This window comes from Streptomyces sp. NPDC002643, assembly GCF_053592555.1.
The window spans coordinates 1-16,606 of the sequence record NZ_JBSFVY010000030.1; the positions used below are offsets into that span (position 1 = coordinate 1).

General features: G+C 69.2%; 18 protein-coding genes and 1 pseudogene. 5 read left to right on the forward strand and 14 right to left on the reverse strand.

The features are described 5' to 3' along the window. Positions 1 to 295 precede the first annotated feature (295 nt). Positions 296 to 589, forward strand: a pseudogene (locus ACWD4G_RS34625) (ATP-binding protein); the annotation flags it as partial. Positions 590 to 651: 62 nt separating this feature from the next. Further along, entirely contained in the window at positions 652 to 1,023 is a 372-nt protein-coding gene (locus ACWD4G_RS34630) for a hypothetical protein (RefSeq protein WP_451300810.1), read from the forward strand. Positions 1,024 to 1,375: 352 nt separating this feature from the next. On the opposite strand, the gene ACWD4G_RS34635 is transcribed toward ACWD4G_RS34630, so the two are convergent. The 12 genes from ACWD4G_RS34635 to ACWD4G_RS34690 all read right to left on the reverse strand — a co-directional run bounded on the left by ACWD4G_RS34635 (position 1,376) and on the right by ACWD4G_RS34690 (position 11,737). Next, entirely contained in the window at positions 1,376 to 2,506 is a 1,131-nt protein-coding gene (locus ACWD4G_RS34635) for a hypothetical protein (RefSeq protein ID WP_451300618.1), read from the reverse strand. Then, the gene (locus tag ACWD4G_RS34640) at positions 2,503 to 3,402 is read right to left on the reverse strand and encodes a phytanoyl-CoA dioxygenase family protein (protein ID WP_451300620.1); all 900 of its coding nucleotides are present in this window, start codon (positions 3,400 to 3,402) and stop codon (positions 2,503 to 2,505) included. Before ACWD4G_RS34640 ends, ACWD4G_RS34635 begins: the two co-directional genes overlap by 4 nt. 2 nt (positions 3,403 to 3,404) lie before the next feature. Beyond that, on the reverse strand, positions 3,405 to 3,863 hold the full coding sequence (locus tag ACWD4G_RS34645) for a lasso peptide biosynthesis B2 protein (protein ID WP_451300622.1): 459 nt from the start codon (positions 3,861 to 3,863) through the stop codon (positions 3,405 to 3,407). Position 3,864: 1 nt separating this feature from the next. Then, positions 3,865 to 4,116: a PqqD family peptide modification chaperone gene (locus tag ACWD4G_RS34650; RefSeq protein ID WP_451300624.1), complete on the reverse strand. Its 252-nt coding sequence runs from the start codon at positions 4,114 to 4,116 to the stop codon at positions 3,865 to 3,867. Continuing rightward, the gene (locus tag ACWD4G_RS34655) at positions 4,110 to 5,951 is read right to left on the reverse strand and encodes an asparagine synthase-related protein (protein ID WP_451300625.1); all 1,842 of its coding nucleotides are present in this window, start codon (positions 5,949 to 5,951) and stop codon (positions 4,110 to 4,112) included. Before ACWD4G_RS34655 ends, ACWD4G_RS34650 begins: the two co-directional genes overlap by 7 nt. Positions 5,952 to 6,054: 103 nt before the next feature. Further along, the gene (locus ACWD4G_RS34660; protein WP_451300627.1) at positions 6,055 to 6,177 is read right to left on the reverse strand and encodes a lasso RiPP family leader peptide-containing protein; all 123 of its coding nucleotides are present in this window, start codon (positions 6,175 to 6,177) and stop codon (positions 6,055 to 6,057) included. A 253-nt stretch (positions 6,178 to 6,430) separates the two neighbouring features. Next, positions 6,431 to 7,411 (reverse strand): COX15/CtaA family protein, encoded by a 981-nt coding sequence (locus ACWD4G_RS34665; RefSeq protein ID WP_451300629.1) that lies wholly within the window; start codon positions 7,409 to 7,411, stop codon positions 6,431 to 6,433. A gap of 126 nt (positions 7,412 to 7,537) precedes the next feature. After that, positions 7,538 to 8,590, reverse strand: coding sequence for a 3-oxoacyl-ACP synthase III family protein (locus tag ACWD4G_RS34670; RefSeq protein WP_451300631.1), 1,053 nt, complete (start codon positions 8,588 to 8,590; stop codon positions 7,538 to 7,540). A 49-nt stretch (positions 8,591 to 8,639) separates the two neighbouring features. Further along, complete coding sequence (locus ACWD4G_RS34675; RefSeq protein ID WP_451300633.1) at positions 8,640 to 9,452, reverse strand: arylamine N-acetyltransferase family protein; 813 nt, start codon at positions 9,450 to 9,452, stop codon at positions 8,640 to 8,642. Between the two features lie 25 nt (positions 9,453 to 9,477). Then, positions 9,478 to 10,290: an arylamine N-acetyltransferase family protein gene (locus ACWD4G_RS34680; protein WP_451300635.1), complete on the reverse strand. Its 813-nt coding sequence runs from the start codon at positions 10,288 to 10,290 to the stop codon at positions 9,478 to 9,480. Positions 10,291 to 10,296: 6 nt separating this feature from the next. Continuing rightward, on the reverse strand, positions 10,297 to 11,295 hold the full coding sequence (locus tag ACWD4G_RS34685) for an amidohydrolase family protein (RefSeq protein WP_451300637.1): 999 nt from the start codon (positions 11,293 to 11,295) through the stop codon (positions 10,297 to 10,299). Positions 11,296 to 11,332: 37 nt separating this feature from the next. Further along, positions 11,333 to 11,737 (reverse strand): YybH family protein, encoded by a 405-nt coding sequence (locus ACWD4G_RS34690; RefSeq protein ID WP_451300639.1) that lies wholly within the window; start codon positions 11,735 to 11,737, stop codon positions 11,333 to 11,335. Positions 11,738 to 11,954: 217 nt separating this feature from the next. Between ACWD4G_RS34690 and ACWD4G_RS34695 the strand changes: the two genes are divergently transcribed. Both ACWD4G_RS34695 and ACWD4G_RS34700 read left to right on the forward strand, forming a co-directional pair. Next, positions 11,955 to 12,635: an NAD(P)H-dependent oxidoreductase gene (locus ACWD4G_RS34695; protein WP_451300641.1), complete on the forward strand. Its 681-nt coding sequence runs from the start codon at positions 11,955 to 11,957 to the stop codon at positions 12,633 to 12,635. 227 nt (positions 12,636 to 12,862) lie between these two features. After that, positions 12,863 to 13,561, forward strand: a complete 699-nt coding sequence (locus tag ACWD4G_RS34700; protein ID WP_451300643.1) for an NAD(P)-dependent oxidoreductase — start codon at positions 12,863 to 12,865, stop codon at positions 13,559 to 13,561. Between the two features lie 79 nt (positions 13,562 to 13,640). Here ACWD4G_RS34700 and ACWD4G_RS34705 read toward each other — a convergent pair whose 3' ends face one another. Both ACWD4G_RS34705 and ACWD4G_RS34710 read right to left on the reverse strand, forming a co-directional pair. Further along, positions 13,641 to 14,645 (reverse strand): 3-oxoacyl-ACP synthase III family protein, encoded by a 1,005-nt coding sequence (locus ACWD4G_RS34705; protein ID WP_451300645.1) that lies wholly within the window; start codon positions 14,643 to 14,645, stop codon positions 13,641 to 13,643. A 297-nt stretch (positions 14,646 to 14,942) separates the two neighbouring features. After that, positions 14,943 to 15,656, reverse strand: coding sequence for a TetR/AcrR family transcriptional regulator C-terminal domain-containing protein (locus tag ACWD4G_RS34710; protein ID WP_451300647.1), 714 nt, complete (start codon positions 15,654 to 15,656; stop codon positions 14,943 to 14,945). A 165-nt stretch (positions 15,657 to 15,821) separates the two neighbouring features. Between ACWD4G_RS34710 and ACWD4G_RS34715 the strand changes: the two genes are divergently transcribed. After that, complete coding sequence (locus tag ACWD4G_RS34715; RefSeq protein WP_451300649.1) at positions 15,822 to 16,466, forward strand: NAD(P)-dependent oxidoreductase; 645 nt, start codon at positions 15,822 to 15,824, stop codon at positions 16,464 to 16,466. The last annotated feature ends 140 nt before the right edge of the window (positions 16,467 to 16,606 follow it).

A 16,606-nucleotide genomic window follows, 5' to 3' on the forward strand; every position in this document is an offset into this window, starting at 1 on the left:
CAGCAGGCACCGATCGCCTACGAGCAGCAGTCAGCTACCCTGACACTCGCCGCATAGCGACACGAACAGGTGTCCACCCCTCCGGGACAAGGCCCGCCGGCGGACGCGCCTGAGGTGCGGCGTCGAGAGCAACCTTCCTGCCCGTGACGTGCGGAGGACAGCGATGGCTCTTGCCTTGCAGAGTGCAACCGCTCCCGAGGCGACGCGCGGCAGATTACGGAGCGCTTCCGGCGGCATAGCCAGTGCTGTTCCGTCGCAGGGAAGGGTTCCGCAGGTAAACGGTCCGGGGAGAGACATGGACCAGCCAGTTCGCTTCGTCGTCTCCTGCACCCGCGCACCGCAGCGAGTGGGGCAGCTGCGCCGGATCAGTGCCGCTCACCTCCGGCTGTGGGGGATCGGCTCCTGTATCGACACAGCCAACCTGCTGATCAGCGAGCTGGTCACCAACGCCATCCGGTACGGCGCAACGGAGGACGTCAGCTTCTGCGTCTCGTACTGGCGGGGCGAGGTCCGCATCGAGGTGGCTGACGGAACTCCGGGCCGGCCTCAGGTGAAGAGACCGGCCGCCGACGAGGAAAGCGGTCGCGGCATGCTGATCGTCGAAGCCCTCGCCGAGGACTGGGGGACCAGCGAGGACGGCACACTCACGTGGTGCACCATCGCCGTACCGGAACCGGTGGTGTGCCCAAGTCGGGGTTCTGGTGCGAGTGGCGCCAGGAGGGCGGCAGGCAGCTCTCGTTTGCGGCCATGCCCACGCCGGACCGCGCGATCCGCTGGGCTCGCATCCAGATGCGCGTCATCGCCTCGGCCATCGACGCGTCGGTGGCCGGCTACGTCTGGGACTGGCTGTCCGACGGATGGCGCGAGCCCGCCGAAGCCCTGAAGAACGGCGAGGAGTTCACGCTCCCCCTCTCGGCCGGACGCTACAGATTCATCTGGCATTCCCGTCCGGTGTGCTTCGTGCCCGTGGCCGGCGGAACCCCCCTGCCCCACCTCGGGGAGGAGGAGCCGGAATGGGACTGAAGCCCGCCGAGCTGTGGAGCCGGTTCGACTGGCAAGGCGGGGTTCATTTGGAACTGGCGATCGGAGCCCGCCTGCGGGGTGGCGCCCACGGTGAGCCGGAAGCCGTCGCAGAGGCTGCTCCAGAAGATGACGTGCGCGTGATCGACACTCTCTCGTGCCCTGCCCGTTCATCGCCTCGCGGGCGCCCCCGCCCTGCCGAGCCGGGCTTGGAACCACCCGGCCGCATACGAACCCGCACGCACGAGTGGACAGGCGCGTCGACGTGACAGGAGGCCCGGGTGCGGGGCCCGTCGGGGACATCGGCTACCCGGACCAGCGATCGCAGTCGACCACCGTCCCGATAGGTAGCACCTCAGCGTGACGTCGCATGTGGCCCCACAGCGGCCTGTGTTGGGAAGGCCGAACGGGCGGCCTCCACGGCTGCTGCCGACAGGTAGAACGTGAGCGACTCGTTGCGCAGGAGCTTGGTGCCCACCCAGTGGAAGGGGTTGCCCGGTCCGTCGTCGGGCGCTGTCTCGGCGCACTGGGAGACCAGGCGCTCGAGCCGTTGGAACAGGTTCGGGGCGAGGGCGGTTCGCAGCCGGTCGGTGATGTCCTTCCGGCTCGGGGCGTACCGGTTGCTGGGGAGGTAGAGCGTGGCGTCGGCGGGGCGGTCGGGGCGGGGGGAGGTCATGCTCCAGCACAGGGTCGGCCGCCGCCCGGCATCGGCGAGCGCAGCCGATCCCTCGACGGCCATGCGCTCGACGAAGTCCGCCGCGACACGGCCCGCGGCGTCCGACAACGCGGATGCCCGTGCGGCGAGTTCGGCGGCGGAGCGCTCGTGCACCGTGGTGTAGAACTTGACCCGGGCGTCGGCGGACTCCTGAAGGTCGAGCGCGAAGACCGCCGGGATGAGGGCGGCGACACCCGCCGGGTCGTGGCGCCGCACCCAGGTCCACGCTGGGCCGTGGCCGAGCCGGTTCAGGGCTTGCCCGATCAGTTCCTGGTGCTGCCCGGTGCCGGCCGCGAAGGTGTCGTAATAGACCTTGACGCGGGAGATCCCCCGCTCTCCGGCGGAGGCCGCCAGACACGTGCCGAACGTCGCCTGCGGGTTTCGGGGCCGGAAGAGGTCACCGAGATCCTTGGCGCAGTGGAGGTGGGCGACGCCCCGCCGTTCGAGTTCCACCAGGGTCCGCCGGGCCGCGTCCCAGCTCACCTGCGCGGTCGTGGGGCCCGCCGCGGCCAGCGGCCGGTAGAAGAGCCGGACGTCGACGCGGTCGCCGCTCAGCACCAGCGAGTACTCGAACGGGGCGGGCGCGTCGGGCTGCCCGGGCTCGGCGGGGCCGCGCGTTGAGCGGTGACCCCAGCCGCCGAAGAGCACCGACACGGTCTCCTCGGCCGACGCGTCGAAGGCGGGGCCCAGCCCGAGGACGTGGCCGAGGTGCCTCAGGCCGCCGACAGCCTGTTCGGCGTAGCCGGGCAGGACCTCGGCAGCCGGGGTCATGAGGTCACCTCCGCCGACACGTAGGCCTCGGCGTGGATCCCCGGATACAGCTGCGACAGGTGCTTGACGGTCTCCTCGGTCCAGTAGTCGTCGCCGGGGGGCGGAAAACCCAGCAGATGGCGTTGGCGCGGCTCCAGCTCGGTCATCAGGTCGCGGAAGGTGCCCCAGTCGGGGTGCGCAGGCCGCAGTGACCACAGGTGCTTGTCCGTCCAACGGGCCTGCGCGCCGTGAATGTTGAAGAACAGGGCGAGGCGGCGGCCGAGGCGTTCGTGGTAGGCGGAGCCCCGGTGAACGGTGTCTCCCACGAACAGCAGCAGGGAGCCCTTGTCGGCCACGATGGGACGCTCCCGCTCATAGAGCTCGGGGTACGACTCCTTGTCGTAGGCTCCCGTCCCCTCCGCGGTCAGGAGTGGAACGCCGAGGTGCGCGGCGCGGTCGACGACGTAGGTCGGAGCGGTGTCCCGTGTCACATCGGTCAGGTAGAGGATGCCGTACACACGCAGGTAGATACCGTCGGCGCGAGGGTGCACCAGGCTGTTCACCGCCCAGGCGTCGTTGTGCAGCCTCTGGTCCTTGGTCCCACCGTAGGCTGTCCCGTACTTGGCCTGGATGAACGCACTGGTCAGGCGGAGGTCCGTGGTGCCGAGCAAGTCCTCGACGACGTCGATCACCCGGGGGTCGAGGGGGTGCCGGTTCAGGGCGTTGCTGGTGAAGGGGAACGGGACCGCGTGCTTGAGGGCGGCCACGTCCTCAACGGTGCGGTCGCTGGACTCGGGGTCGGGGAAGTACGTCTCGATCGCCGCGACGGCCTCGGTGAGGGCCTCGCCCGTCAGGAAGTCGGGGACGAGCGCGTATCCCTTGGTCGCAAGCTCCGCCGCGATGTCCTTGGCGTCCAAGGTCACTCTCCCCTTCCGGCGGGACGGTTCGTTCGGCTCCGCCGGTTCTGGGTGCACGAGATGACGATGTTCTTCTGGAAGGCGTCCAGCCTCATCGATTCGCCGACCGGCCGTCCGTCGACCTCGATCCAGGCGTGCGCCGCTAAGGGCATGAGGCTGACGCCGGACACCCAGTCGGGCCAGCTGCCCCGCAGGCGGGCCAGGACCGCCGCCGCGACCGACCGCTCCAGGCAGTACTGGCCGGCGGCCCGGCGGCTGACCGAGACGACGTCGTGGCGCGCACGCAGGGCCTCGGCATGGGTGGCGGGCCGGGCGCCGCGGCTCAGCCGCCGCAGCGCCCGCTCCATCGTGTACGGGCTGAGGGCGATGAGGAGGCGGCCGGCTGCGACGGCCAGCAGCGGGAGAGGCCTGCGGTGAAGGGGCAGCCGTGCCCGCGGCTCCAGCGTCATGGGCAGCGTCATGTCAGACCAGCACTCCCGCGTGGCGCATGGTGGTGATCAGCATCTGGACGTCGTCCGGGATGCGGTCCGCCGCCTCCGGATACCGGGCCTGGAGCGCGCTCACCACGGCCGTCGCGGACTGCCTGGCGGAGAGCATCTCGAAGACAGTGACGGCCATCGGATTGAGCCGGAAGTACTGACCGGACTTCTTGTCCAGCAGCACGGCCGCGTCCTCGTCCTTCGTGAGGACCGTGTGGGGAGAGATTCTCAGCATGGGAAAGCCAGTCGTCCGTTCGTGAGGGGTCCGGCCGGCCGGGCGTCCGGCGTGCCGGACGCCGTCGACCGCGGGTGCGCCGTGCGTTCGGCGACGGCCCGCATCCAGGCCTCCGCGGCGACGGTCAACTCCAGGGCGTTCGTCTCGTACTCGGGACGCATCGTGTCCCGGACGGACGACCGGAGCCGGTCGATGTCGACCAGGCGGTGCTCGGCGAGCAGCGAGTCCTCGAAGAGGCCGAGGAGGGCCTTGCGGTTGCGGGCCAGCCCGCGGTGCACCGACATGCTGAACTCGCCCTTGGTGGAGCGCGAGAGCGCCGTCTTCGACGCGTCCACTCCCATCGCGGCCTTGAGCGCGGGCTTGAAGCCCCGGCCCGGCTGCGCTTGTTCCCGGGAGATCATCAGCGCGGCTTCGAGCACCTTGTCGTCCATGTACGGAAGGGACAGCAGGACGCCCTGCTGCCGCATGAGCGCGCGCAGCGGTCCGAGCCGCTGACCGCCGGCCCGCTGACCGGCGATGCAGGTGTGCACCGAGCGGGTGGGAGCCTGGGGGGTGCGGCCGGAGTCACCGGCGTGTGCCAGCGAGCGGATCGCCTCGACGCCCGCTGCCGTGGTCCAGGGAGGGACCCCCAGCCGTGGCCCCCAGTTGACGGTCGGGCCGACGGTGTCGGGGCGAGGCAGGTGCAGACCGCGCAGCTGCTCCTCGAACCAGCCCACGTACGACTGCTGCCGTGCCAGCGCGCGCAGCACCGACGGCAGGGGCCAGCGGCGCAGCCGGGCGAGGTCGCGGATGCCCCTGACCGCCTTGAGGGGGGACGTCGCGTACAGGTCGCTGAAGTAGGAGGGCGTCACCGTGAACAGCTCGTCGCCGCCGAAGCCGGCGATGTGCACGGTGGCACCGGTGGCCGCGAAGATCCGCGACATGGCGATCTTCCGCGTGCGGTTGCGGATCAGCGTGTACGGCTCGCCGAGCCCGTAGGGCACCGACTGGACCAGCCCCTCGACGGGGTCCCAGAGGCCGTCGTACGGGGCGGGGACGTCCTCGGGATGAAGGACCGTCAGGTCCCGGCCGATCTCCTTGGCGGCGATGGCCGCCCAGCGGGCGTCGTCATGGTTCGGGTCGATGGTCTGCTCGACGAAGGACTGGAAGGGCGCGCCCTGTTCGGCCATCAGGAAGCAGAGTGACGTCGAGTCCATGCCGCCCGAGAGGTCCGCCGACAGGCCGTCGGCCGTGGCGATCCGGACGGCCACGGCCTCGTCCAGCGCAGCCCGCAGGCGCGGAGCGCCTTCGCGGATGGACAGGTCCGACGGCGGCGGCGTCCACCAGGTGGCGCGCTCGATCCGGTCGCCGGTCACGCGCAGTCGCTGGTCGGCGGGGAGCCGGCGCACGCCGGTCCAGTAGGTGCCCTCGGTCAGTCCGTAACCGATTCCCGGGTGGGCCAGGCCCCAGGCGGCCATCTCGATCCTCGGGGTGCTGCCGGCCAGCCGGGCCAGCAACTCGACCGAGTCGGACACCACGTAGGCATGGGTGCCCTCCTGCCGGGCGTAGAACACCTGGCGCAGGCCGGACGCGGTGCCCTGTACGTGCAGAGAGCGGCCGTCTGTGTACAGGATGTGGAAGCTGCCCGCGAGGTCGTGCGCCGCGGCCATGACGCCGTCGGCGTCGTCGTACCGGTCGAGAAGGCGTGCCAGACGCCCCGCTTCGGCGTCCGTCTCACCGAAGAGCGCGAGACGTCTGGCACCGGCTTCCGCAACGATCAGACGGGAATGGGAGACGTCGGCGACGATCCATGTCCGGCCTGACGCATAGCTCAGTACTGCGGTGTCATCGGCCATTTCGGTGAGGCCTGGAAATGTGCCTTCGATGTTTTCCGGGAAAGCGGCGAACCATGATGCACCCAAAGCCTCTCCCTTCCTGGTCGATTGACGTGGGCCGTTATCAGATGATGGCGCCGCCTTCACCATCGTTGCTGGCCCAGCCGTACCACATGGTGAGTTCGGAGAACTCGCCCACGGGCAGCATTTCGGGCGCCTCGTATTCGGTGATCTCGTTCTCGGTCATTTCTTCGCTCCTTTCTCGGAAGAGTCGAAGAAACCCTAACTGCGCATCCGTGCATCATGCAACGCTGTTTTTGAGAGGTGGCTTTCGGGGCTCGGCCGGAAATTGGCGGTTTAAAAGGAGGGGCGACCGAAAGTGGTATGCGTTGCTTTCGGTCAACGAAAGAAGGGTGGTGATCGGCCTCCTGCGAGGCGATCACCACCCGGGGCGGGACGCGGACGGCGCCGCGCCATGTCCGTATCTGATCGTCCGGACGTCAGCGAGCGGACGTCGTGCTCGGGTGCCGAGGCCGGGTTTCGGTCCCCTCGCCCGGCGCCGGTTGGCGCGAAGCCGCCGTTGTGACCGTGAGGTACACCTGCACGGCCCCGGCCCAGACGAGCGCCGAACCCAGGAGGTGGAGGGTGACGGCCAGTGCGGGCAGGCCGGTCAGTGACTGCACCAGCCCGACGGCTCCCTGCGCCAGCACGACGGCCAGGAAGACCACCGTTCTGCGGCGCGCCCCGGCGAAGCCGTCCCTGGGCAGGGCGTACAGCAGGAAGCCCGCGACACCCAGGACCGCCGCGGCCAGCAGCCCGTGGACGGTCGTCACCAGCGTCCAGTCCAAAGGCATGCGGGGCACCTCGGAGGAGTCGCCCGCGTGCGGGCCGGACCCGGTGGCGAGGGTGCCCACCACCACCAGCAGGGCGTTCACGACGAGCAGTACGACCGAAGCGGTACGGCAGGACGGCGGCGGCACGACCGGCGATTCCTCGGTCTCCCCGTGCCGCCGGGCCTGGTGCCAGGTGATCACCGCGGCCGTGAGCAACAGCATCGCCGCGAGGAAGTGCGCGGCGACGATGTACGGACTCAGCCGCATCCAGACGGTGACGCCTCCGACCACCGCGTTCAGTACGACCACCCAGAACTGCGCCCAGGCGCCGCGCAGGACCGCCGGCATGGGCGTGCGCTGGAGCCGGGCCGTGATGATGACCCAGCCCACAACGGCGCACAGGACGCCGGTGAGCAGCCGGTTGCCGAACTCGATGGCACCGTGCAGCCCCATCTCCGCCGTGGGAGCCAGCGTGCTGTCCGTGCACGTCGGCCACTCCGGGCAGCCGAGGCCGGAGCCTGTCACGCGGACGATGCCGCCGGTGACGATGATGGCGACGCTCGCCACGACCGACGCCACCGCGGCCTGCCGGACGCTGCGCGGCCCCAGTGAGTACCGGCTCGCCAGCCAGGAGAGAGGTGTCTGCACGATGGTCCCTTCCGCGCTCTGGTGCTTTCGGCGCCAGAGTATGGGGCGGGCCGTGGCGGGCGAGCCGATCCGGACAGGGCACCCGCGCCGGCCGACAGGCCCTGCGGTCGCACCGCGTCGGGGACGTCAGCTCGCCCTGGGGCGGCTCATTGCGGGGACCGCCGCCGCGACGAGGTCCTCCGGGAGCCGGAAGACGAGTGAGCCGAAGAGGAAGCCCGCCCCGATAGCGCCGAGCACGACGACGTCACCGCGCCGGGCCCGGCCCTCGCTCGCCAGCCGCCACAGTGCCGTCAGGGGTGAGGCCGCGGCGGTGTTGCCGAGGGTGTCGGCGGTGACGGGGACCTGTTCGGGTGCGGCGCCGACCATGCTTCCGATGCGCCGCACCAGCTTGGCGTTCGCCTGGTGGACCGCGAAGCCGCTCACCTCGTCCGCCGTGACGCCGGCCAGCGAGAGTGCCTCGCTCAGGGACTTCGGCACCCGGGTCATCGCCTCCCGCAGCACCACGTTGCCGTCCATGAAGATGTACGGCGACCTGGGGGTGTCCGTCGTCGATGTCGGCACCTCCTGGTCCACCCGCCAGGCTGTCGCCATCCGGACGCCGTCCGAGTAGACGTTGCCGAGGTCGTAACTGAGCAGGCCGTCCGCGCCGTCCGTCCTGCGCAGCACCACGGCCCCCGCGGCGTCCCCGAAGAAGATCCGCGTGAGGCGCTCCTGCGGATCGGTGATGCCGGAGCCCCGCTCTGCGCAGACGACCAGCGCGGTGTCCAGACCGGGTTCCTGCAGAAGACAGGAGGCCGTGTGGATCCCGTACACGGAGGAGGCGCACGCGTGTTGCGTCAGGTCGAGTATTCGCGGGGTCTCGATGCCGAGGCGCTCGGCGAGGCTCACTCCCAGGGACGGCATGATCCAGTCCGGGCTCGTGCACGCGACGACCAGGACGTCGATGCCGCGGGCCCCGACGTCGGCCGTCGCCATGGCCTTCTCGGCCGCCTCGACCGCGAGATCGAGAACGGTCTCGTGCGATGCGAGAAAGCGCCGTTCCAGAATTCCGGTTTTCTCCTCGATCCACTCCGGCGTGGTGTCCAGGGTTTCGCACAGCTCCGCGTTCGTGACGACCCTCTCGGGTAACGCCAGCGCGACGCTGCGTGGACTGACCGGTGCGAGTTCCCATTTGGGCATGACGAAGTCCTTTGTGGTGCCGGATCGGTCGTGTTCCGGGGTGAGGCGCCTACTTCTCCTCGAAAGCCATGCGTACGGAGGACCTCAGGTACGGGCTGGGCGTGGGGCGCTTGTCCAGCGTGATGCCGAACCATTTCTCGTACGCGTCCAGCACCGCGGCGTCGTCGGCGAGTTTCTCGGTCGTTGTCTCCTGGCCATGGGTGATGGTCAGCACGTCGTCTTTGAGCATCACCCGGCCGTCGTCCAGCGGAAGGGAGCAGAACATGTTCTGCAGGAGCATCGAGTCCGGGCTGGTCCGGTACCAGTAGATCGCCTGGTCGAAGTCCGACAGGGACGTCGGATCGTCGTAGACGCGGTACTGGGGTTTTCCGTCCCGCAGGACGTCGGTGGCGCGGTCGTCGACCATCCGGACGCAGAACGCGCCGTGCGGATCGTCCTGCGCCTCCGCTGTGTCCAGGGCGATCGGGTACCTGCTGCCCTTGCCGAAGCCGACGTCCACGAGCCAGTGCCGCCCCTCGATCTCCACCGTGAGCAGCATGTGGTTGTACGGATCCCGCAGCCGGCCGCCGATCCAGACGCGCCCGTGCCGCAGGTGCACGGTGAAGCCCAGGGCCCGCAGAAGGAAGAGGAAGGCGCTGTTGAGCTCACCGCAGGCACCGCCGCGGCGGGCGTGCACGATCTTCTCGACGATCCGTTCGTCCTTGTAGTGGATTTCCTTGCCGAGGTGGTAGTCGAGGCTTTCGAAGGGCACCGTCATCACATGCCGCTCGTGGAGGTGGCGCAGCGCGGCAAGGTCGGGCCGGTCCGGTCGCTGCGCCGAGATGCGTTTCAGATAGGCGGCCGTCGTCACTTCATCCAGCATGCCGTTCCCCTGTGGGTGTGGGATGTCAGTCGCTGTCGAACGAGAAACGCAGCGAGTCGTTGGTGTACGGGGTCGGAACGGGACGTTTCTCCAGTTTCATCCCGAACCATTTCTCGTACGCGTCCAGCACCGCGGCGTCGTCGGCGAGTTTCTCGGTCCGCTTCTGTTCGCCGGAGACGACCGTCAGCAGGTCGTCCCGCAGGATGACCCAGCCGTTCTCGAGCGGAAGCGAGCAGATGAGGGTCTGCAGGAACGGGGAGTCCGGGCTGGTCCGGTACCACCACATCGTCTGGTGGAAGTCGGCCAGTTCCACCGGCTCCTCGTAGAGGATGTACTGCGGTGTCCCGTTGCGGAGCACCTCGACGGACCGCCGGTCCAGACGCCGTGTGGTGAACTCGCCGTGCGGATCCGACTGGGGCTCGTCGCGGTCCAGCAGGAGAGGGCGGCGGCTGCTCTTGCCGAATCCTATGTCGGCGATCCATCGGGTGCCGCTGACGGCCACCGTCATCACCACGTGGTGGTACGGCGCGGTCGTTCCGCCTCCCGGGACGTGGACGCGGCCCTGGTGCAGGGTCACGTCGAATCCCATGGACGCGAGCAGAAGGTAGAACGCGGTGTTGATCTCACCGCACAGGCCTCCGCGGCGCTGGTGGACGATCTTGTCGACGGCTCGTTCGTCCATCTGGATGTCGCCGCCGCGGTGGTAGTCGAGGTTGTCGAAGGGCACCGACAGCACATGCCGCTCGTGCAGGTGCCGCAGGGCGTCGGCGTCCAGGCGCCTCGGGCGGTCGGCCGAGATGCGGTTCAGGTAGGCGGAGACCGTCTGCTTGTCCAACACGGCGTCTCATCCGTCCTTTCCGTTGAATCGCGGGAAGAGGGCCTCGGCGTTCGCGTGTTCCAGCCGGGTCAGCTCCTCGGCGCGGAACCCGCCGTGGTCAATGACGCGGTGGGCGGTGTCGAGCGTGTAGTGCTCCGGCATGAGCGGGAAGTCCGAGCCGACCAGAATCCGGTCCGCCGGGGCGAAGGACCGCACAGCGGCCAGGGCGTGCGGGTCACCCGCCATGGCGATGTCGACGTAGAGCCGCCGCAGTGATCCGACGGGGTCCTCGGGCAGCCGCTTCGCGAGGGGCGGGCTGATGAGTCCGCCGCAGGCGAGGCGTCCGGCGTAGAAGGGGACTCCGCCACCGCCGTGCGGCAGGATCACCGGCAGGTCGGGGAACCTGTCCAGGGTCTGGTTGTAGAGGAGTTGGGCGGCCACGCGCACCGAGTCGAAGGGGAACTCGTACAGCGAGGCCGGCAGGCCGAAGTCCGGCTGGCCGGTCGACGGGGGAACCGTCGGGTGCACGAACAGCGGACTGCGCCGACGGGCCGCCGCCGCGAACAACGGGTCCATCGAGCGGTCGCCCGTGTACAGGCCGCCGTAGTTGCTGACGAGTCCCACGCCGTCCAGCCCGAGCGTGCCGGCGGCGTACTCGAACTCCTCCAGCACGAGGTCCATGTGCGGGAAGGGAAGCGTGGCGAACGCGCCGAACCGGTCGGGGTGCGCGGCTACCAGCTCGGCGAGGTACTCGTTCACCCGGCGGGCGAACCGTGCGGCCGGCTTCGGTTCCAGGGCCGTCGGCACCCCCGGCCAGACGCTCACCACGGCCGCACGGATGCCGTGCCGGTCCATCATGGCGAGGCTGCCGTGCGCGCTCCAGGTCGGCCTGTCCACTCCGGGAAGAATGGTCGCGACGCTCATCCGCGCCAGCTCGTCGAGGTAGAAGTCCGGCAGGATGTGGTGATGCACGTCGATGGCCCGCGACCACGGCCTTCTTGCGGGCGTCTGCTTGCTGTCCGGCATCGATCGTCCTCGGGTGGGGGTCGGGTCGGGATGCCGGTCAGGCCCGGGTGGTGCCGGGCGGGTTGCTGATCAGGCACCTCCAGACGCCGTCGGCGCCGCGGCGGAGGATGTCGGCGGCCGTGCCCTCGACGCGCTGGTGCGTACCGTCCGGCCCGGTGCCCTCGTGCACGTAGTCGCAGATCATCAGGGCCGTGTCGCCGACCGTGTAGATGTGCCGCACCGACAGCTTGACCGGGAGGCGGTCCGGCAGCGACTGCTCGGCCGACTTCCACATCTCCTCACCCGTCAGATACTCCCCGGGAGCGAGAACACGCATGGCGTTCGGTTCGAAGAGCTGCTGGATCGCCTTGAGACTGCCCTCGTTGAAAGCCTGCTCGAATGCCGCCGAAAGCTGACCGGGTTCGGTGGGAAGAGCGATCTTCACGTCTTTGGAATTCGACATGGAAACAGAACAGGGCACGTCCGATGGGTACTCAACCCGCCACCGGCCAGTCTGTCAGGTCCGCACCCTGCCGGAATTCCGGCAGGGAAGAGCTGTTCGCGGACCTGACGAACTATCCGGCGCGCTCCTGGGCAGAGTGTGCGCGGGGCCGTGAGGATGACGCCTCGTAGCCGGGGATGCCGTATTCCCCGCAGCGACGAATGCCGAGGAGATTTCCATGGTCGAGGTAGCCATCGTCTTCCATTCCCGGAGCGGCAACATCCATCAGCTGGCCACCGCGGCGGCCGCCGCAGCTCAGAAGGCGGGTGCCGAGCCGAAGCTGTTCAAGGTCCCCGAGCTCCCGGACCCGATGGTGCTGGACAAGGAGGCCTACGCCGAACTGGAGACCGCCACCCGTGACATCCCGGTGGCCACGCTGGACGATCTGGTGGCGGCGGACGCGATCATGATCGGCACGCCTGTCCACTTCGGGATGCCGGCCCCTCAGATCCTGAACTTCGTCGACCGCTCGGGTCCGGTCGCCATTCCGGGGAAGCTGGCGAACAAGGTCGCGACCGTGTTCGCCTCCGGGTCCGCCGCGCACGCCGGCCAGCAGACGGCGATCCTCGCCCTCCACAACGTGCTGTGCCACTGGGGCTGCCTCATCGTCCCCAACGGCTCGAGCGTCGAGATCCTGGCGTCCGAGCACAACGGATCGCCCTACGGCACGTGCAGCATCTCGCGGCACGCGCCGAACAACGTGCACGAGGACAACCGTAAGGCGATCGAGTACCAGACCCTGCGGCTGGTGGAGGTGGCCACCGCCTATCAGACCGGGCTCCAGCAGCAGGAGTCCGCCATCGACTTCCTCGACTTCGAGTTCCTCATGAAGAAGTTCCCCCGGCTGTCCGTGGACTGACGGTGAGTGGGCCGACGGCGAGCCGCCGAGGCAGGAACGCAGCGCACCCGCGGCCTTCAGGGCCGCGGGTGCGCTGCATGTCAGCGGCCAGGTCCCGCCACCCGATCCGCCCGTGGCTCCATTTTCCGCCCGTGGTACCTTGATCTGGCTCTAGATCAGTGTTCGAGTACTCGATCGATGTCCGACGCGCTGCAGCCGCACCATGTCGTCCCGCACAGGAGGAACACGTGAAACTGGTCATCTTCGGCGCAAACGGTCCGACGGGCCGGCTGGCCACAGAACAGGCACTCGCCGAAGGCCACGAGGTCACCGCCGTCACCCGTAGGCCCGACGCATTCCCGCTGAGCGGCGCAGGGTTAAGCGTGGTCGGGGCGGACATCCTCAACGCCGAGGAGGTGCACCGCGTGGTGGCCGGCCATGACGCGGTCATCTCGACCGTCGGCATCCCGTACACCAAGGAGCCGGTGACCGTCTATTCGGAGGGCACCGAGAACGTCATCAAGGCCATGCGCGCCCACGGCATCCGGCGCCTGGTCTGCGTCAGCTCGATCGGGGCCAACTACGAGGACGCGCCCGGCGAGAAGTTCATATTCCGCAAGGTGATCGTGCCGATCCTGCTCAAGATGGGCCGCCCCCTCTACGAGGACACGAGCCGTATGGAGGACATCGTGAGCGCCAGCGGCCTGGACTGGACGGTCGTCCGCCCCTCCGGCCTCTTCGACGCCACGACCACCACCGACTACATCGTCAGCCTGTCCCGCCACCCCGGCTGGTTCACCTCGCGACGGGACCTCGCGGACGTGCTGGTGCGTGAGGCGGTCGACAACCGCAACGTCGGCGCCCGCGTCGAGGTCATCACCACCCAGGGCGTTCCCAGCTACTTCGAGGTCTTCAAGAAGGAGGCGCTGCACATCGGCAAGAAGTGAGCCGCGCCCCGGTTGCGCCGCTCAGGCGAAACGCTCGGCTGGGAGAAACCCCAGCCGAGCGCCTGTATGTACCGAGGGATCAGGCGGCGCGCATCAGCGTCAGCCCCATGGACATGCCGCCGCCGAACGCCGCCAGCAGGGTCAGGTCACCGGGGGCCACGGCGCCCGAACGGGCCAGGTGGTCGAGGGTTATGGGCACCGAGGCCGCACCGGTGTTGCCGTACCGCGTCACCGTGGTGGCCATCCGGTCGGAGGGGATGCCCAGCCGTTCGGACATGCTTTCAAGGAGCCGACCGTTGGCCTGGTGCGGCACGAAGTGCGCGATGTCGTCCTGGCTCACCCTGTTGTCCTTGAGGAACTCCTGGATGCCGGGGACCACCTGGGCCTCGACGAACTCGGTGACGCCCCTGCCGTTCATCGAGAAGTACTGCATCCCGTCGCGGAGCGTCTCCTCCGTCATCGGTAGACGGCTGCCGCCGCCGGGTACCCCGATCAGCTCACGCGCGGAGGCGAAGCTGGCCAGCCTGGTGGAGATCAGCCGCTGGCGGCCGTTCGGGCCCAGCACGATGGCACCGGCACCGTCCCCGAACAGCACGATCGTGCGGCGATCCTCGGGCGAGAGGATCCGTGAGTACACGTCAGCGCCGATGACCAGCGCGTACTCGGCCGACGCGTCGGCGAGCATACGCTCGGCGATCGACAGGGCGAACGTGAAGCCGCTGCACACCGAGTTGACGTCGAAGGCGGCGGTGCCCTGCCCGGCGCCCAGCTCGTCGGCGACGACACAGGCCGTCGCCGGCTGCGGGGAGTCCGGAGTGGAGGTCGCCACGATGATGAGACCGAGCTCGGCGGCGCTGATCCCGGCCTGCTCCAGGGCCGCCCGGGCGGCGCCGACGGCGAGGTCCGAGGTCGCCTCCTCCGGTTTCGCCCAGCGCCGCTCGCGGATCGCGGTCTTGCGCAGGATGGCCACTTCGGAAACGCCGGCCAGGGCACTCATGTCCTTGTTGCTCATCACGCGACTGGGTACGTAGGACCCCGTTCCGAGCACGCCCCGTGCGTCCTGGGCGGCACCGCATGTGATCATGATCTGCTCCCAATGTCGTCCTGACTGGTACCGGCCACACGCCCGCGTCGACGCGACGAGCACGGAGCCCAAGACCCCGCCGTCCGTGTGCCGTGTCGCCGCCTTACCCGCGGCTCGGCCGACTGCGGCTCTGGCGCTGCGCGAGGGCCGGCGTGCCGGGTACGGCGGATCCGTATGGGGATCAGGACAGTCGGCTTTCGATCCCTGGTCCAGCAGGCCCGTGCGGATCTGTCAGATGAGCCGCGGCCGATCGATCGACTCCGGCCACCCGTCGGGTGCCGGGCCGGGAGCAACGGTTCAGTCGCCGACGGAGAGTTGGGAGTGAAGGCCGTCGAGGACGAACTTCACGCCCAGGTGGAAGTTCTCCTCCCAGTCCTCGTCGAGCATGTACTCGTACGCCACGAGCGTCGGGAACTGGTCCTGCTGCTGGCTCAACTGCTCCTGGGCCGCCAGGCGTTCGGCCTTCGACCACTGGAGGTTGGACTGGCTCGCGGCGGAGCCCAGGACGTGGTTGTACAGTAGCCAGCAGACGGCCTGTGTTTGCTGTGCCCTGAATCCGGCGCGCGAGAGCGTCGCCTGGAGGAATTCCAGCCACGCCAGGAAGTTCGGCCCGATCGACGGCCGCTGACGCAGCGGCAGCGCCGCGGACCATGGGTGCCGCAGGAGCATGGCCCGACATCCGGAGAGGAGGGCCACGACGTTCTCCTGCCAGCTTCCGTCCTGCCCGTCGGGGAGCGGGGCCTCGGCGAAGATGGCGTCGGTGGCCAAGTCCACCACGTCGTCCTTGGTGTCGATGTGCCAGTACAGAGTCGTGGCCCCGACGCCCAGACGCTCCGCCAGATGGCGCATGGTCAGCCGCTCCATGCCCTCCTCGTCGAGCAGGGCGATGGCCGCCTCGGTGATGCGCTCCCTGGACAGCGGCGGCTCGTGGCGCGGCGCAGGCGGCCGGCGCAGCCAGACGCTCTGCCCGGAATCCGAGCCCGTACGACCGGCCCCCCGTGACTTGCTCACGCTGACACCCACCAACCTTTCCCGCTCATCGTATGCGGGGAAGACCAGCGTAGTACATTGATCGGCGTGCTCGATCAATGTACGAGTGCCCGACCATTGTTCGACTCGCGCGTCCCCCACCGCGCGCAGGCCCGGCCGTCCAGGTCATCTGCCAGGGAGGATCGCATGAGGCTGATCGTGCTCGGCGCCAACAGCCCGACCGGTCGTCTGGTCACGGCCATGGCCATGGCCGCGGGGCACACGGTCACCGCGATCACCCGGCGGCCCGCCGACTTCCCCTTCAGTGACCACCGGGTGCAGGTCGCCGACGCGGACGTGATGGACGCCGACGCGGTGGACTGGGTCGTGCGCGACCACGACGCGGTCCTCTCGGTGATCGGCGCGCCGCTCTCCCCGAAGCCCGTCACCGTCTGCTCCCAGGCCGCCTTCAACGTCGTCAAGGCGATGATGAACCACGGTGTGCGGCGCCTGCTCTGCGTCGGTTCCGCCGGCCTCGACGCCGCCGACCTGTCCCGGGGCGGCCTCCTGTGTCAGCGGGCGTTCCGCCCGGTGGTCCTCGCGTGCGGCCGCGCCGTCCAGCAGGACGTACGGCGCATGGAGGACATCGTCCGTGAGACCGGGCTCGACTGGACCCTTTTCCGGACGGGGCGCCTCGTCACCCGGAGCGATGTGACGGACTACCGGATCACCGCGGACCCGGCGCCGCGCACGCTCACCTCTCGGGTCGATCTTGCCCACGCCCTCGTCCACGAGGTCACGCACCGCGACCACGTGGGCGAGACCGTCCATGTCGCCACCGTGCACTGCTGAGAAGTTCGGCCAATTCATCGTCCGTCTCAAAAGGCCGGGTAAAGACAAGGGAAAGTTCCCCTTTAGCGCTTTGTGTACTTTTCTTTCTTTTCCGGGCTGATTGACGGAGTTTCATGCGAGGTTCGCTCGGTGTGTTGCCG

What these genes read in the sequence shown, in the direction of transcription:
- ACWD4G_RS34695 (WP_451300641.1), top strand. Translation starts at nt 11,955, where the DNA reads ATGGTCGAGGTAGCCATCGTCTTCCATTCCCGGAGCGGCAACATCCAT.
- ACWD4G_RS34660 (WP_451300627.1), bottom strand. Translation starts at nt 6,177, where the DNA reads ATGACCGAGAACGAGATCACCGAATACGAGGCGCCCGAAATGCTGCCC.
- ACWD4G_RS34690 (WP_451300639.1), bottom strand. Translation starts at nt 11,737, where the DNA reads ATGTCGAATTCCAAAGACGTGAAGATCGCTCTTCCCACCGAACCCGGT.
- ACWD4G_RS34685 (WP_451300637.1), bottom strand. Translation starts at nt 11,295, where the DNA reads ATGCCGGACAGCAAGCAGACGCCCGCAAGAAGGCCGTGGTCGCGGGCC.
- ACWD4G_RS34650 (WP_451300624.1), bottom strand. Translation starts at nt 4,116, where the DNA reads ATGCTGAGAATCTCTCCCCACACGGTCCTCACGAAGGACGAGGACGCG.
- ACWD4G_RS34705 (WP_451300645.1), bottom strand. Translation starts at nt 14,645, where the DNA reads ATGATCACATGCGGTGCCGCCCAGGACGCACGGGGCGTGCTCGGAACG.
- ACWD4G_RS34715 (WP_451300649.1), top strand. Translation starts at nt 15,822, where the DNA reads ATGAGGCTGATCGTGCTCGGCGCCAACAGCCCGACCGGTCGTCTGGTC.
- ACWD4G_RS34675 (WP_451300633.1), bottom strand. Translation starts at nt 9,452, where the DNA reads ATGCTGGATGAAGTGACGACGGCCGCCTATCTGAAACGCATCTCGGCG.
- ACWD4G_RS34670 (WP_451300631.1), bottom strand. Translation starts at nt 8,590, where the DNA reads ATGCCCAAATGGGAACTCGCACCGGTCAGTCCACGCAGCGTCGCGCTG.
- ACWD4G_RS34645 (WP_451300622.1), bottom strand. Translation starts at nt 3,863, where the DNA reads ATGACGCTGCCCATGACGCTGGAGCCGCGGGCACGGCTGCCCCTTCAC.
- ACWD4G_RS34635 (WP_451300618.1), bottom strand. Translation starts at nt 2,506, where the DNA reads ATGACCCCGGCTGCCGAGGTCCTGCCCGGCTACGCCGAACAGGCTGTC.
- ACWD4G_RS34655 (WP_451300625.1), bottom strand. Translation starts at nt 5,951, where the DNA reads ATGGCCGATGACACCGCAGTACTGAGCTATGCGTCAGGCCGGACATGG.